We start from the raw sequence: 15,693 nt of genomic DNA, 5'->3' as shown, positions 1-15,693 counted from the left end.
TGAAAAGAACTCCTTTCCTTATCAAACGAGTGCAGAAAAAGAGTTCTATGTAATAAAAAAATAAGGTTTCACACAAATCTAGTGTTGCGAGCACTGGATTTTTTCTTTTCTAAGAAAAGTACACGCTTCATATAATGACCACCTTAACACACATCCCGTCCTTTAAACGAATATCAACAAGTGGTTCAGGAAGTGACACATCTTTAAGCTCCTTACTTAAAGTCTTTATTAAAAACTTGATATCGACTATATTCGTATAGAGCGCATCGACTGTTTTGTCCTTCGTCTGGTGATGAATAAATTTCCATAATTGTTGGGATAAGGAAATATCAATGAATGTACTCAACAGAAAATGAGGGACAATAAGGGAAATGCGCTTATGCTTATCTGTTTGGACAAATACTCTCACCATAGTTTCCCACCACTATTCCACATAGACATTGATAGTGTCACCGTTCGCTAATTTGGCATTCACGATTTCGCCGACTAATTCGCTGTCGATAGCACTTAATAATAATTCCGTATCGATATTTTCAGTATATGCTTGGGCTTGCGGAATTTTTGCTGCGATACCAATTCCTGTTTGGAGAAGTACTTTCACAAGTCTAATTGGAACATTCACATTAATATTATCATTTGTTTCCGAATGTACACGTACTTTAAGTAAACGATTTAGATAAGGGCTGTCTTCAAGTAAGGTTTTCTTTTCGGTTTTTTCCTCAAATGAATCGATAAGTGTAGCTGCTTGATCTGATGTCAATTTTCCATTTTCAACCATTGTTAAAATTCGTTTCATTTCTTCATTCATGCTTTATATCCTCCTTAAATGTCCTTCATTAATTGGATAGCTTCGTCTGCCGTTATCTCATTGTTCTCTAGCTTTCCTAAAATATCTGCTTTTCTTTCAACGCTTATGTTGCTTGCTTTTCTTTCTGTTGCTTCGCCCTCTGTCATAATCTGAATAATATCATCCAGTTTTCCTCGGACAGTTGGATAAGAAATACCAAGCTTTTTTTCCACTTCTTTAATGCTTCCTCTTGAAAGGATAAATGTTTCAATAAAGTGCATCTGCTCATCTGAAAAAGCATGCCATTTGGACAGATGGAATCGATTTTCAATCGTCGTATGACAATTTCCGCATTCAAGCTTTGTTACATGAAGCTCTTGATGACAGACAGGACAATCATTAATAACGGGATAATTCATATCTAATAGCTACCTCCTTTCTATGTTAGATTAATTAATGTTATTAAAAAAGTCAATTTTATTTTTGATAAAATTAATAAAATTAAGTTTCAATTTAAAATTATTAATAATTGAATTTGATTTTATAAAACAATTAAATTCAGGTGCCTTTTTGAAACTTTTTCCAATATGATTTCGTAATAAATGCTATATTTAGAAGAAAGAAAAAATTATTTTCATAAAAGGAGATAAGCATATGGAAGAGTCTTTTATTGGTGGAGATTTCATGTTTAGTGCTGTACCGATCTTTATCTTTATTGTGTTTGCTATTATTATTGGAATTATTATTTTTGCGGTGATAGGTAGCATTCATAGTTGGAGTAAAAATAATCAGCAACCACGACTTTCTACACCTGCTACAGTAGTTACAAAAAGATCGAAGGTGAGTGGCGGGGGAGAAACAAACGCGCATAGTAGCTATTATGTTACGTTTGAATTTCCTAGTGGAGATCGCACGGAATTTAAGGTAAAAGGAGAACAATTTGGCATTCTAGTAGAAGGAGATAATGGAGAACTGCAATTTCAAGGAACAAGATATCTAGACTTTACCCGTAAAAATCATGTAGGAGATAGTGCACAATGAGTTATTCACTGCAAAAGATGACAGAACAAGCAGCAAGGGAAATCCTTAGCTGGACATTTTTGCCACCGTATGACTTATATAATAGTGAAGTGTCAGAGGAAGCATTACAGGAGTTTGCGGAAAATCCGTACTATACACTTTATAAAGAAGGAGAAGTAGTTGGCTTCTATTGCACAGGCTATGCAGCGCAAGTTCCAATCGGCTACTTTTTTCAAGCTTATCCAGAAGGGTACCTCGATATTGGTTTAGGCATGCGCCCAGATTTAACAGGGCAGGGACAGGGACCCGGCTTTTTAAAATTTATAATTGATTCCTTAGAGATGAATCAACCTTTACGCCTAACTGTTGCAGCCTTTAATAAACGAGCCATTGCGTTATATGAAAAATTTGGATTTCGGAAAATTTTTGCATTTACGAATGCAAATGATGTAGAGTTTTTGGTAATGACAAGAGAAGGATGAAAGATTTAGGCTCTGGCTCATAACCAGAGCTTTTTTATCAATGGGTCTCCATTAGAAGAAAGTAACATTCATCACTCCAGATAATCCTTACTTTCCGCTTCGAATAAAATTCAAATGCCATCTCGTATAAATCAAAGCAATTACATAATAAATTCCTGAATACCATAAGCTCCATCCGCTGTAGGTAATGAACCCAAAGTAAATTAGGATAGACTCTAATAGGATAGAATAGACAAACCAAGCGAAAAAATAGGGAATAAATTTTTTAACATCATGGGGCATAAAATTTAAATAAAGGATTCCGTGGATGGAACCAAGTGTTAATTCAATTAGATGAACTGAAAGCTGTACACCTTTTGGTCCGAGCTCATACATATGGAACACAAAGCTCAAAATGATATCTGAGCTTAAATTAATTAATGCAACCACAAACCAGGTCACATATATCTCTACTTTTGTGAGGCGTTTTGGCATAAACCAAATGATGATTAGCGTAAAAATGAGATAAATATAAGGAAACCACATCATAATTTCACTCCTGAAAAGGTACATAACATAAGTATGACCCACTCGTTAATATTTAAAACGAGAATGCTCATGAAAAAGGAATCATCCATTCAATAGAAGCATATAAAACAATAATTGCTTTTAAATCATTCACTATTTTTTCAAGTTTTTAACAATTTATTTCCTTATTTTGATAGAATATTAGTAACTATCCTTTGGGAGGAACATATATGCTAGAGAGTCAGAATGTCCGTAGGGGAATGCGATATGCCTTAATAAAGCTAGCAGGAGCAGGCTTTGCTGCCACCCTCTTTTTTTGCTATATTTTTCTATCCAGCTTTGATTTATATTTATTTTCCCATGAAATCAAAAATCCCGTCTTTTGGATAGCCTTTTTCGGCGTGGGGATTCTTGTTTCTATGTTAATTGATCGTATAGTAAAATTTTATCCGAAACTAGAAATCGTGTTGTATCTTTTAGCAGGACTGTGTCTGTTTTTACCGATTGTGTGGAATGTTTTCCCTCTAATAGCTGCAACCATTGGCTTGATTTGCTCGTTATTATTCTATATAGGAATTAAATTAGCGGCGAAGGTAAATGGATTTAAATGGACATTTGCCTTTACACCTATTGTCTTTCTTTTGTTAACGATTCCTGATTTTACGGTGAAAAAAGAATGGAATACAGTCCGAGGTGACCAGTCTTATGAAGCTTATTTTTCTTATTTTAACGGGGAAGACCAAATCCCAATTAAAGCGAAAAAAGGAGAAAATGTGACCATCCACATTGATTTTACGAATCGAAATGGCGGCGGATTTGGCTATTATTTAATAGATGAAAAGAATCGGAGGATTGGATTGAGTAATGAAGAAAAGGCGAATTTAACCTTTGAAGCAAAAAATACAGAAACCTATATGCTCATTATTACCGGCGATGGATTGCAGGGTGGTTTTGAGGTGAGCTGGGAGAAAAGGTGAGATTGGAGTGAAAAAAAGAATGTTTATAGGTGGCATAAGCATATGCATCCTTATGCTTTTTTCCTACTACCAAAATAATAGTCTATCTACCTCAACCTTCACGCTTTCGTCTGAAAAAATAAAAGAACCGATAAAAGTAGTGCAGCTATCGGATTTACATAGTAAAGAATTTGGAAAGGATCAAAACCCTATAATAAGGAAAGTAAAAAAACTAGACCCTGATATCATTGCATTCACAGGTGATCTTGTTGATTCGAAAGCCTATGACGAACAGAAAAGCATGACGTTAATGGAAGAACTTGTCCAAATAGCACCAACCTATTATGTAACTGGAAATCATGAATCTTGGTCAGGAAAATTTCCTACTTTAGAAGAGAATTTGCTGAAAGCAGGCGTTTATGTCTTAAGAAATGAACAGACGCTAGTGAAAATAATAGGAGAAACGGTAAATCTTATTGGTGTGGATGACCCAACCTTTTTGTCAGGTGAGGAGGAGTTGTCCGAAATAGTAGACAGCCTTTCTCATGAAGAACATTTTAATTTGCTGCTGTCCCATCGACCAGAGTTGTTTTCTCTCTATGAAAAAATGGATCTAGTTTTAACAGGCCACGCACACGGGGGGCAAGTAAGATTACCGTTTATCGGGGGGATGGTCGCACCAGATCAAGGCTTCATGCCCCAATTTTCAGCCGGTATGTATAAAAAAGAAAATACGGTAATGATTGTTAATAGAGGTTTAGGAAATAGCATTATTCCCCAGCGGATTTTTAATCGACCAGAGATTGTGGAAGTAGTGTTAGAATAAGGAGCTTTCCTTAGAAGAATTTGAATTTATTGGAAGGCTCCTTTTTCCCATTATGCTTTATCTGCCACCGGGTATACGGTGAAAAAGTCGGCATAGTCTACTAGATGAAAGTCAGCAAATTCACATTGATTTTGGAACATACAGGTTTGAATCCCTAATTTACTTGCTGGAATTAAATCCAATTCTCTATCTCCTATCGCCAAGTCAATCGAATACTTCGTATGTAAATAGTGATAGGAATCTACCGCAGGCTTCCTAGGAAATCCATTCTCTAAAGTTACTATTTCCGCAAAATATTTCTCCCATCCATAATGGCGAAGAAAATGAGTAACTCCCGCATAGCTTTTATGCGTCATAATCACATTCGTATCCGCTTTTTTTAAAATCTCTTCTACACCTGGAAAAGGCTTTACCGCACTCCCATCGATTTCCTTATTCATAGCCTTAATCTCTTTTATTTGCTGTTCCGTTACGTTGAAAAATTGAATCGCATGGGAAAAGGAAACTTTTAACTCTTTATAAATAGAGTCCTTTTCTATTTTTTCTCCAAGTACCTTGTAAAGAACATCTGTATAAGCAGGGTACGTATCAAATAACGTACCATCAAAATCCCAAAGAATATTCATATAGGAATCCTCCATAAATGTTGTTTCTTTTATGTTAGTATACTTAATTTGGAAAGTCTATTGGGAGATTGCTAGAGTGGGAGAGAGGGTGTGGGGATGAAAGCTGAAAATTAGGAGTGGGAAGGAGGAAAATGGTGTTCTGAAAGCTGGGAATTGGAGGAGCAATGCGAAAAGCGGTATTCATTGGGGGATGAAAACCAAAAAGCAAAGCAGCAAAGCGGAAAGTGGCGTTCATCAAGAGGATGAAAGCCAAAAAGCAAAGCAGCAAAGCGAAAAGTGGCGTTTATCAAGAAGATGAAAGCCAAAAAGCAAAGCAGCAAAGCGAAAAGTGGCGTTCATCAAGAAGATGAAAGCCGAAAAGCAAAGCAGCAAAGCGAAAAGTAGCGTTCATCAAGAGGGTTCTCTGCTGTTTTTCTTGCTCTTGGTCACAGAGAACCTCTCTCTGTTACCTTTCCCGGATGAAAGCCAAAAAGCAAAGCAGCAAACCAAAAAGCAACGTTCATCAAGCAAATGAAAGCCAAAAACCCCAGCAACAAAAAAAAAGCGGTTCCGCTCCCATAAATGCCAAAAACCAGCCACCCCAAAACCAAAACCAAAAACCCCCCAATATTGACGAATAATCAAAACTCATTTATTATATAACTAACAAAATACAAAAATGTTTATAAAATAACAAACGAAATTACGAGGTGTTTGTTTTGTGGGTGTTTCATCATTTTTTCAAAATGCAACAATTGATGAATTGAAAAAGGGTTATATAGAGGAACCAGATTCCTATCTTTGTCTTTTATGTGGGGAGCAGATGGAGAAAGGCATTATTTATCCCCAGGATGGGAAATTATATGAAGCGGAAAAGTTTATGAATTACCATATTAAAGAGACCCATCAATCTGTTTTTCATTATTTAATTAGGCTTGATAAAAAGATGACGGGGTTAACGGAGCATCAGACAAAGTTACTGGAGCTTTTTTATCAAGGGAAAAGTGATGCAGAGGTGAAAAAGGAGCTGGAAATTGGCAGTGCCTCAACGATTAGGCATCATCGCTTTGCCCTAAAAGAAAAAGAGCGGCAAGCTAGAAATTTTTTGGCGATTATGGAGCTAATGAAGGAAAAGGACAATCATGCGCCTAGTTTTATCCCTGTTCATCAAACGGCTACGATGGTAGATGACCGCTATAATATTACCGAAGCAGAGCAGGAAGAAATAGCAGCTAAGTATTTTAAAGCAGGAGTGTTAAGTAAATTTCCGATTAAACAAAAGCAAAAATTAATTGTTCTCCGTGAAATAGCGAAACGATTAGAGGAGCAGCAGAGCTATTCGGAAAAGGAATTAAATCAACTTTTAATGAGCATTTATGAGGACTACGTTTTAATCAGAAGATATTTAATCGAATACGGATTCCTTGATCGCAAAACAGATGGAAGCCTTTATTGGTTAAAAAAATGAGAGAAGGGTGAAAGATAATGGACCGCAAAAAAGCACTAAAACAACAATATCGAGAAATTCCGATTGAAGCTGGTATTTATACGATAACAAATAAAAAGAATGGAAAAATTTTTGTAGCTAGCACGAGGAATTTTAAAACGATTAATGGAGTTAAGTTCTCCCTAGAAAATGGCGGATATGCCAATAAAAAATTGGTGGAAGAATGGAAGGAATACGGGAAGGATGCATTTTCCTTTGAGATAGTAGAAGTGTTAAAGCCAAAAGAGGATCCTTATTATAATGAAAAAGAAGAGCTAGCAAAACTGGAAGATAAATGGTTAGAAAAACTGTTGCCGTTTGGAGATAGGGGCTACAATAATGAGAAAAAATAAGGGTATATCTGAGATTGAATAATAGTTGTATTAGCAACATAAATAACAATAAATTAGCATTTAAAAAGGTTGGGGTCAAAATGAAAGAAAACCCAACCTTTTGTGATTTTCGGAAAAATACTTTTGTAAATATATTAATCATCCAAGTTTATCCCTAACTTTTTTTCTTTACTGCCACCCAAATTTCACTATATACATTTTCCGAGGTACCATTGTAATTTGTAAATGAAATTCCAGGTAATTCTACTAGTTCATAATCTGAAGAAGGCAACCATTCAGAATAAATTTTTGCGGTAGTTTCTTGAAGTGTAGCTGGAAATGGTCCTTGATTAGGGAAAATCGCCCATAAACTTTCTTCAATAGTAATTTGCTCTAAATGATCGACTGGATTTTCTTTTGTCGTTGCAAAACCAATCATATGTGTTAAACAGCCTTTTTCCTCCAAGTAGTCATCATCAAAATCACAAGAAACATTTAAGACCTGATGAGGATATAAATCAGCTAATTGATGCATTTCATTTCTTTGTTGTTCGGTAATGGACTGAGCTAGTTCGAAGATAGCTTTATTTTCACCTTCGAATTGAATTGGTACTCTTTTCGATACACCTACTATATTAAATTTCTCTTTCTTTTCTATTTTGAATTCCATTGATTTTCCTCCTTTGATATCAATATAGAATGAAAATTTGGGAAATGATTTTTGAATTTTGTTTTTAGTTACTTCTGAAGGCAAAAAACCACTCCATTCACGAAAGGCTCTTGAAAATCCTTCTATTGATTGATAGCCATATTTATAGGCAATATCTGTAACTTTTGCTCCGCTAATTAATTCAACATTCGCAACCGATAATCTCCTATTTTTGATATACTCATTCAATGACATTCCAGCCATATACGAAAACATTCTTTTAAAATGATAATCAGATTGTCCTACGATTTTCGATATATCTTTTCCAGAGATTTCTTCCGTTAGATGTGTTTCGATATAATCCATTAAATTATTGAATTCTTGTAACATTCATTTCCCTCCTTTACAAATACATATTATCGTTAATATTTATGATTCACTCGATATTTTTTATACGGATTTTATCGGAATGTGTCTTTTTATAATTACTATGGCTAGGTCCTGCTTTCATCTATTCTTATTAACATTAGAATTAGCATTGCACGATGACAACAGCCATTTGTGATGTTATTTTGGATGCAGTATACTTATGCTATTTTAAACATAATTCTTTATAGAAGTTGATGTATTAATGAAAAAAACATACCGATTACTATGTTAATTGATAGGCTATTTTCTCCACAAAAACAGAACTGCTTACTGAAAAAGTCATCTCTTTTTCTGTGAAAATATTACTCTCCACCAATAAAAAATACTTTCATTTTTCGCGACGAATTGGTATCTTACTTAATAAGATTATAAAATTAGATGGAATTTTTTCAATAGTAGAAAAAAGGGGATAGAACGATGATCCGAGAGATGAAGGAAACAGATTTAGGAGAGATTTTAGAAATATATAATGATGCAATCTTACATACAACGGCCGTATATGATTATCGTGCACATTCGTTGGAAGACAGAAAAGGATGGTTTAACCAGAAAAAAGAAGGAGGATATCCCCTTTTTGTTTTTGAGGAGGATGGAAAGGTGATTGGGTTTGCTACATATGGTCCATTTCGGGCGTGGCCAGCTTACAAGTATTCGATTGAGCATTCTGTTTATGTCCATAAAGAGGCAAGAAAAAAAGGGATTGGCACAAAGCTATTAAAAGCTCTAATCGAACGTGCAGAAGAAGAGAGCTATGCGACGTTAATTGCGGGGATCGATAGTACGAATCAAGGAAGTATTTTCATCCATGAGAAATTAGGATTTACTTATGCAGGCACGATTAAAAAAGCAGGCTATAAATTTGAGAAATGGCTAGATTTAGCTTTTTATCAGCTAGAATTGAAAGGTCCAGAAACCCCAGTAGAAGGATAAGGAGGAATTAAGATGGCAAAACCAGCAGTTACGGATTATCCAGAACATTATAGAGGCTATGTAGGTTTAGTTCCAGAAGGCGACATTATCGAAATTATTGGTTCTCAGCTAGATGAAACGATTGCTTATGTGAAGGCGAATGAAGATCGAAGGGATTTTCGCTATGCAGAGGGAAAGTGGTCGCTTATTGAAGTGCTTGGGCATATTATCGATACGGAAAGAATTCAGGCTTATCGCTTATTGCGAATTGCAAGGGGAGATAAAACGCCATTAGCAGGCTATGATGATGAAAGCTATGTGGAGAATGCTAATTTTTCGACCAGAACAATAGATAATCTTCTCCAAGAATTCGCAGCTGTTCGTTCGTCTACCATTGCCTTGATAGAAGGTCTTCCAGAGGATGCTTGGGAAAAGAGAGGCTTTGCGAATAAGGGAGAATTTACAGTGAATGCCCTTGCCTATATTATTGCAGGTCATGAACGCCATCATTTGAAATTAATAAAAGAAAGATATACGCTTTAAAAGCAAATAGGGAGATTCCATTAGGGGAGTCTCTTTTTAGTCGTTCATTGGGAAAAAATAGGTGGATTGCTAACTTTTTGATCACTATTACCTTACGAACAACATAATCCACATAAATAGGAGAGAAACTAATCAAAGCAAACTTCAAGGAGACAACAAGATGGATTTATTAATCACAATCATTTTACTATTATTTTGTTTACTGCTATCCAATATTATTAGCCACTATATCCCGTCCATTCCAACGGCGCTAACGCAAATTGCATTTGGGGTTGTGATGGCCCTTCTATTTTCTGAGTTTGAGCTTGAACTAGAGGCAGAGTGGTTTTTGCTACTTTTTGTTGCACCGCTGCTTTATAACGATGGCAGGCATTTTCCAAGAGAAGAATTATGGAAAATGCGCACGTCCATTCTAGGAAATGCGATTATATTAGTATTGCTTACGACAATTGTCGGCGGATACTTTATTCATTGGCTTATACCCAGTATCCCTTTAGCTGCAGCCTTTGCATTAGCAGCGATTCTTTCCCCGACAGATCCAGTTGCAGTAAATGGGATTGCCAAGCGAATTCATATCCCGGGTAGAGTGCTTAACCTAGTAAGAGGAGAATCCCTTATAAATGATGCCTCAGGATTAGTTGCCTTTAATTATGCGGTTGCGGCTGTAGTTACAGGCTATTTCTCGGTTGCAGAGGCGATTACTGATTTTACCTATACCTTTTTCATAGGAGCAGTTGCAGGATTAGCGTTAAGTCTTCTTATTATCATGATTCGTTTTATTTTACGAAAACAGGGGATACAGGATGTCACGTTTCACTCCTTATTACAGGTGCTTACTCCTTTCTTAATCTTTATTGTGGCAGAGGAAATGCTTCATGCTTCTGGTGTTATTGCTGTCGTGGTCGGAGGGATTATTCATTCATTAGTAAGTGAAAGAACAGAGACAATGCTTGCGGAGGAACAGGTTCTAACAGAAAATATTTGGTCCATCGTTATATTTATTCTCAATGGAATTGTTTTCTTATTATTAGGCTTAAATATACCTTCTTCCATTGTGGATACGGTAGAAGATCCTTCCTTGAGCAATTGGTTAATTATCGGTTACGTCCTTCTAATTGGCATTGTCATTCTTGGTATCCGCTTTTTCTGGTCGTATTTATTTTCCATTTATGAATATAAAACCGATAAGACCAACGAAATGGAGAAGCCAAGTATAAAGCATACGCTGATTATCAGTTTGACAGGGGTTCGAGGAGCGGTAACAATGGCAGGGGTTCTTTCCATCCCATTTGTTATCCATACTGGACAAGGATTTCCCGAACGATCATTAATCCTCTTTCTTGCTGCAGGTGTTATTCTTTTCACTTTACTTGCAGCAACGATATTCTTGCCATCTCTTAGTAAAAATAGTGACACACTCGAAATGGATGATGAGGATTTATTAATAAGTGCAAAGAAAACGATCATGGTCTCAACCATCGACAAGCTATACTTAGACATGACGGAAGAAAATAGCACAGCAGCCTATGAATTAATCGATGAATATAAACGACGTATTCGCCAGTTAAATTACGTGGCAGGAACAGAGGAAGAAGAGACCAATCTTAAGATGATGACAGAAATAAGGCTGCGAGCGCTGAAGCAAGAAAGAAGCTATCTTCACCAATTACTAAATGAGCATAAAATTACAGAAGAAGTGTTTGGGATATTTGAAAAATCATTGGATTATCGGGAAGAAGCACTTTCCACAAATGTACAGGCGGGCACGAGGTTTCTATTTGGAAAGGCGATGAGAAGCTGGAGTCGCATTATGCGCAAGAATCGTGGAACAAAGATGGATAGAAGAGAACAAATTCGCATCGGAAAAGAAATTCAGTTAAACTCGATGAAATCTGCCATATCGTATCTAGAAAAATGGCAAGAATCCTCGGAGCAAAAGCAGCTAGTACAAATAGTCATTCTAGAGTATCAACGCTTGGTTGATCGTTGGGAAAAACCAAGCGTAGCCTTTAATGAAAAAATACAGGAACAGAAAGAAGAACTACGACTACATATCGTCGATCAACAACGTGCAGGCATTCAGAAGATGTATGAAAAGGGGGAATTGAATCGAGAACAGGCAAAAGACTTGCGTCGATTTATTAACTATATTGAAAGTGCCACATTGTATGAATATGAAGAATAAGAGGAGGGAGAGTTCCTTAACTACATTAAAGTAGTGCAGGAACTCTTCCTTCAATTTTTATAGAAAAACGAAAATGAGCCAAATTGTCGGAAATTTCCGTGTTATAATAAAAGGATATTAAACTTATAAAGAAAGTTGGGGGTTTTTAATGGCTGTATATACTCCTCAGACAAGGTTTCATCCAGAGGTTGCTCTTACAAATCTTTCTGATATGACTTGTGGCGCACATATCATGTACATAACAAGCAACGAAAATACATACATAACGAATGCAGCGTCCTTCATAAAAGCCGGTCTGCTTTTGGAGCAAAAAGTTGTCTTAGTAGATCAGAAGAAAATATGGCCACTAATAATCAAGAAGCTGGAAGAAAGCGGGTTATATAAGGAACAAATTAATCGGATTCATTTTTTAGATAGTGAAGAGGTCTATTTTAGAAGTGGAGATCTTCATTTAGCAAGTATTATAGAAGCAACTAGTGGCTCAATTGATCCCGATTATTTTTTCAATAAGGATATAACGGTTCGGTTTTGGGGGAAAGCCCCAAGTCTCTCCAATCAAGACAAAATCATGGACAGCCTGCTTCAATATGAGGATGAAGTAGATGAATACATAAGAAATTATCAGAATTACGCGGTATGTGCCTATGATGGGACGGAATTATCTGCAAGCAATTATATCTATTTAAAAAACTCCCATCCATATGTGATGACAGATACGGAATTCACATTATCTAATGCTTATAAAAAAGAAATCAAGCCTCCATCCCCCGTACAGAATAGCAAATATGAAGAAACCCTTGCCAATCTTCAACTAGCACAAACCTACTATTCCCGACTAGTAGAAGACATGCTAGACGCGGTCTTCATTACTTCCAACAATATTATTATGTATGCAAATAAAGCAGCTTCAAAACTATTAGAAACCGAAGACATTGTTGGAAAATCAGCTTATGAGATTATGGAACCGGATTTCTTAGAAAAGTATTTAGATAAGGAAGAGCTTATTTGGGGAGGAGAAATAGCCACTCCCTACGAAATGGAGCTTATTACTCCAAATGGCAAAATAGTAGAGGTAGAGATTCTAGCATATCCTTTTCTCTTCGAAGATTTAAGCTCGACACTTATTATCATCGCGAGAGATATAAGTGTCAGAAAAGAAAATCAACAGCTTCAGATTAAAAATGAAAAACTAGGAATCGCGGGTCAATTAGCAGCAAGTATTGCTCATGAAATTAGAAATCCCCTTACTGCTATAAAAGGATTTCTAAAGCTCGCATACCAAGGAGCAATGAAATTAGAAGATATTTATCCAATCCTAGATATCGAAATTAACCGGATCGAAACAATTGCGAACGAGTTAATGTTTTTAGGAAAGCCAGCTAAGTCGGAAATTAAAGAAATAAACATTGGGAAGATTCTACTGGATGTCTATACTTTAATGCAATCACAAGCCAATTTAGATAATGTTGCCATTAATTTAGATACATATGACAATAATTTATATGCTTTATGTAATGTAGATCAGTTGAAACAGGTTTTTATCAATCTGGTCAAAAATGCAATTGAAGCAATGGAAAATGGCGGCATTATCAATATAGAGGCAAAACTGGATGGGAAATGGATTGTGGTCACTATTAAAGACAATGGCAAAGGGATTCCAAAGGAAATAAAGAATAAGCTTGGTGAACCTTTTTATACAACAAAAGAAAAAGGAACAGGACTTGGATTAGTCATCTGCTATAACATTATTGCAGAACATAAAGGCAAAATAGATTTCGTATCAGAAGATGGTGTCGGCACAACCTTCACGATTCGATTGCCTTTAGCCAATTAATTCTTTCGTATGTTTAAAAATTCCTCTAAAGTGAAAGAATTCATTATAGAGGAGGTAATTGTATGAAAAGTAGACATGTTTCCATCGCTGCTATTTTTACCGTAGTGCTACTGTTTTATGGCTGTTCATCTGCTGAAGAAAATAGTGACAAGGAATCAAGCCAAACCCAGCAGGAGCATCAAGAGACTGGCTCGCCAGAAATCCCTGAAGGTCTAGAGCCTGCAGCGGATCCGACATATAAGGAAGGTAGTCAAGTGATCTTAAAGGCTAATCACATGGAAGGGATGGACGGTGCAGAAGCGACCGTATTAAATGCATTCAATACCATCGCCTATCAAGTGACGTACACTCCAACGACAGGAGGAGAACCGGTCAAGCATCATAAATGGGTAATCCAGGATGAAATAAAGGAAGCTGGAAGTGAAATGCTGGAGAAGGGGACAGAGGTCACCTTGGAAGCAGATCATATGGAAGGCATGAAAGGCGCGAAGGCAACTATTGAATTCGCTGAGAACACAACCGTGTATATGGTAGACTACCAACCAACAACAGGTGGTGAGATGGTAACCAATCACAAATGGGTTACAGAGGAAGAAATATTTGCTGAATAATATTGTAAAAAAAGGGTTGTAATTACAACTCTTTTTTGTATGCTTGAATAAAGTTTTCTGAACATTCTATTCGTGTTTGGGAAAGGAGAAAGTATAAGCTTATTTGACAAAAAATTGTAAAAGATGATAAGCTTATATAAAAATACATATAAAACTATTTTCAATGAAACATAAAAGTGATATGATAGATGTACGTTATTAAGAACGTTTTTAAAAATATTATCTAGTTTTTCTTTTTTATTTGGACGTAATATAGAACGTCTTTCTGTAGGTCTTGTAAAAAATTCACCAATAGTAAATACGGATTAGAGTTCCTTTTTAGCAAAAAAATGGTATAATCATAAAGTGAATTGCCTAAAGGAGGAAATAACTTGAAAAAAGTAAGAAAAGCGATCATTCCAGCCGCTGGTCTAGGAACTAGATTTTTGCCAGCAACGAAAGCAATGCCGAAAGAAATGTTACCAATTGTCGATAAACCTACTATTCAATATATTGTAGAAGAAGCAATTGCTTCTGGTATTGAAGATATTATTATCGTTACTGGTAAAGGAAAAAGAGCGATTGAAGATCACTTCGATTACGCCCACGAATTAGAACAAAACCTTCGTGATAAAGAGAAATTTGAATTGCTTGAAAAAGTTCAATATTCCTCTAATCTTGCAGATATTCATTATATTAGACAAAAAGAACCAAAAGGCTTAGGACATGCCGTTTGGTGTGCGAAAAGCTTTATCGGTGATGAGCCATTTGCTGTTCTACTTGGTGACGATATCGTACAAAGCGATACACCTTGCTTAAAACAATTAATTGACCAGTATGAAGAAACACATGCTTCTGTTATTGGTGTTCAAACAGTACCGGACAATGAAACACATCGTTACGGAATTGTGGATCCAAGCGATAGCGAAGGAAGAAGATACCAGGTTAACAATTTCATTGAAAAACCAGCACCTGGAACAGCTCCATCTAACTTAGCAATCATGGGTCGCTATGTGTTAACACCAGAAATCTTCATGTACTTGGAAAAGCAACAAACAGGTGCAGGCGGAGAAATCCAATTAACAGATGCTATCCAACAATTAAACCAAATTCAACGCGTCTTTGCTTATGATTTCGAAGGAGATCGTTATGATGTTGGCGAAACGGTAGGATTCGTAAAAACAACATTAGAATTTGCACTGCAACGTGATGAAATGAGAGAAGAAATTCTTGAATATATGAAGCAAGTACTTGATAAATCTGATTTAGATAAAATCAAAGTTTTATAAGAATGAAACGCCTTTTGAGTGTAGGGATATCTACATTTGAGAGGTGTTTTTTTTGTGTTTTTTTGGGGGGGGATTGTGGGAAAGGTGGGATTTATTTGGAGGATGAAAGCTATTTATTAGGAGGATGGTGGGGAAAGTGGTTTTCGTTCGTTTGATGAACTACTTTTTGCTTGTGCCTTTAATCAAAAGCTGAGGGGGATGAGTTTGGACAATAACCGAAATTTTGGCTCATAAAGTAGAGAGTTTGGACAATAACCGAAAATT

The 15,693-nt window shown here is 36.1% G+C and carries 18 protein-coding genes; 12 read left to right on the top strand and 6 right to left on the bottom strand.

The genetic code is table 11. The annotated features are described in order from the left end of the window. Positions 1–127: 127 nt before the first annotated feature. Genes AB3U99_RS22220 through AB3U99_RS22210 form a run of 3 tightly spaced genes read right to left on the bottom strand, consistent with a single transcriptional unit; the run spans position 128 to position 1,206 of the window. The gene (locus AB3U99_RS22220; RefSeq protein WP_400243923.1) at positions 128–412 is read right to left on the bottom strand and encodes a hypothetical protein; all 285 of its coding nucleotides are present in this window, start codon (positions 410–412) and stop codon (positions 128–130) included. A gap of 12 nt (positions 413–424) precedes the next feature. Continuing rightward, positions 425–808 (bottom strand): SHOCT-like domain-containing protein, encoded by a 384-nt coding sequence (locus tag AB3U99_RS22215; RefSeq protein ID WP_400243920.1) that lies wholly within the window; start codon positions 806–808, stop codon positions 425–427. A gap of 14 nt (positions 809–822) precedes the next feature. Then, a complete protein-coding gene (locus AB3U99_RS22210) occupies positions 823–1,206 on the bottom strand; it encodes a DUF2089 domain-containing protein (RefSeq protein ID WP_400243918.1) in 384 nt (127 codons plus the stop codon). A 235-nt stretch (positions 1,207–1,441) separates the two neighbouring features. Between AB3U99_RS22210 and AB3U99_RS22205 the strand changes: the two genes are divergently transcribed. Then, positions 1,442–1,828, top strand: a complete 387-nt coding sequence (locus tag AB3U99_RS22205) for a DUF2500 domain-containing protein (RefSeq protein WP_400243916.1) — start codon at positions 1,442–1,444, stop codon at positions 1,826–1,828. After that, positions 1,825–2,289 carry a GNAT family N-acetyltransferase gene (locus AB3U99_RS22200; RefSeq protein WP_400243914.1) on the top strand — a complete coding sequence of 155 codons (465 nt, stop codon included), beginning with the start codon at positions 1,825–1,827 and terminating at the stop codon, positions 2,287–2,289. The genes AB3U99_RS22205 and AB3U99_RS22200 overlap by 4 nt, the downstream gene beginning before the upstream one ends. An 87-nt stretch (positions 2,290–2,376) precedes the next feature. Here AB3U99_RS22200 and AB3U99_RS22195 read toward each other — a convergent pair whose 3' ends face one another. Further along, the gene (locus tag AB3U99_RS22195) at positions 2,377–2,817 is read right to left on the bottom strand and encodes a hypothetical protein (protein WP_400243912.1); all 441 of its coding nucleotides are present in this window, start codon (positions 2,815–2,817) and stop codon (positions 2,377–2,379) included. 209 nt (positions 2,818–3,026) lie between these two features. Between AB3U99_RS22195 and AB3U99_RS22190 the strand changes: the two genes are divergently transcribed. Together AB3U99_RS22190 and AB3U99_RS22185 are read left to right on the top strand one after the other, a co-directional pair. Further along, positions 3,027–3,773, top strand: a complete 747-nt coding sequence (locus tag AB3U99_RS22190) for a hypothetical protein (RefSeq protein ID WP_400243911.1) — start codon at positions 3,027–3,029, stop codon at positions 3,771–3,773. Between the two features lie 19 nt (positions 3,774–3,792). Beyond that, complete coding sequence (locus AB3U99_RS22185; protein ID WP_400248154.1) at positions 3,793–4,578, top strand: metallophosphoesterase; 786 nt, start codon at positions 3,793–3,795, stop codon at positions 4,576–4,578. Positions 4,579–4,628: 50 nt separating this feature from the next. Here AB3U99_RS22185 and AB3U99_RS22180 read toward each other — a convergent pair whose 3' ends face one another. Beyond that, positions 4,629–5,204 carry an HAD hydrolase-like protein gene (locus AB3U99_RS22180; RefSeq protein ID WP_400243910.1) on the bottom strand — a complete coding sequence of 192 codons (576 nt, stop codon included), beginning with the start codon at positions 5,202–5,204 and terminating at the stop codon, positions 4,629–4,631. A gap of 700 nt (positions 5,205–5,904) precedes the next feature. On the opposite strand from AB3U99_RS22180, the gene AB3U99_RS22175 reads away from it, so the two are divergent. Next, positions 5,905–6,651: a DUF2087 domain-containing protein gene (locus AB3U99_RS22175; protein WP_400243909.1), complete on the top strand. Its 747-nt coding sequence runs from the start codon at positions 5,905–5,907 to the stop codon at positions 6,649–6,651. Between the two features lie 17 nt (positions 6,652–6,668). Next, positions 6,669–7,022, top strand: a complete 354-nt coding sequence (locus AB3U99_RS22170) for a GIY-YIG nuclease family protein (protein ID WP_400243907.1) — start codon at positions 6,669–6,671, stop codon at positions 7,020–7,022. Between the two features lie 154 nt (positions 7,023–7,176). Here the strand turns inward: AB3U99_RS22170 and AB3U99_RS22165 are convergent, their stop codons facing one another. Next, positions 7,177–8,040, bottom strand: coding sequence for a GyrI-like domain-containing protein (locus AB3U99_RS22165; RefSeq protein ID WP_400243906.1), 864 nt, complete (start codon positions 8,038–8,040; stop codon positions 7,177–7,179). A 456-nt stretch (positions 8,041–8,496) separates the two neighbouring features. Between AB3U99_RS22165 and AB3U99_RS22160 the strand changes: the two genes are divergently transcribed. The 6 genes from AB3U99_RS22160 to galU all read left to right on the top strand — a co-directional run bounded on the left by AB3U99_RS22160 (position 8,497) and on the right by galU (position 15,429). Beyond that, positions 8,497–9,009, top strand: a complete 513-nt coding sequence (locus tag AB3U99_RS22160) for a GNAT family N-acetyltransferase (RefSeq protein WP_400243905.1) — start codon at positions 8,497–8,499, stop codon at positions 9,007–9,009. 12 nt (positions 9,010–9,021) lie between these two features. Further along, the gene (locus tag AB3U99_RS22155; RefSeq protein WP_400243904.1) at positions 9,022–9,531 is read left to right on the top strand and encodes a DinB family protein; all 510 of its coding nucleotides are present in this window, start codon (positions 9,022–9,024) and stop codon (positions 9,529–9,531) included. Positions 9,532–9,691: 160 nt separating this feature from the next. Then, entirely contained in the window at positions 9,692–11,716 is a 2,025-nt protein-coding gene (locus AB3U99_RS22150) for a Na+/H+ antiporter (protein ID WP_400243903.1), read from the top strand. A gap of 148 nt (positions 11,717–11,864) precedes the next feature. Continuing rightward, complete coding sequence (locus AB3U99_RS22145; RefSeq protein ID WP_400243902.1) at positions 11,865–13,550, top strand: ATP-binding protein; 1,686 nt, start codon at positions 11,865–11,867, stop codon at positions 13,548–13,550. 62 nt (positions 13,551–13,612) lie between these two features. Beyond that, complete coding sequence (locus AB3U99_RS22140) at positions 13,613–14,161, top strand: YdhK family protein (protein WP_400243901.1); 549 nt, start codon at positions 13,613–13,615, stop codon at positions 14,159–14,161. A gap of 371 nt (positions 14,162–14,532) precedes the next feature. Continuing rightward, positions 14,533–15,429: a UTP--glucose-1-phosphate uridylyltransferase GalU gene (gene galU, locus AB3U99_RS22135; RefSeq protein WP_400243900.1), complete on the top strand. Its 897-nt coding sequence runs from the start codon at positions 14,533–14,535 to the stop codon at positions 15,427–15,429. Positions 15,430–15,693 lie beyond the last annotated feature (264 nt).

Source organism: Niallia tiangongensis (genome assembly GCF_044704065.1).
Lineage (GTDB): Bacteria > Bacillota > Bacilli > Bacillales > Cytobacillaceae > Niallia > Niallia tiangongensis.
This window is presented reverse-complemented; position numbering and strand designations above follow the sequence as displayed.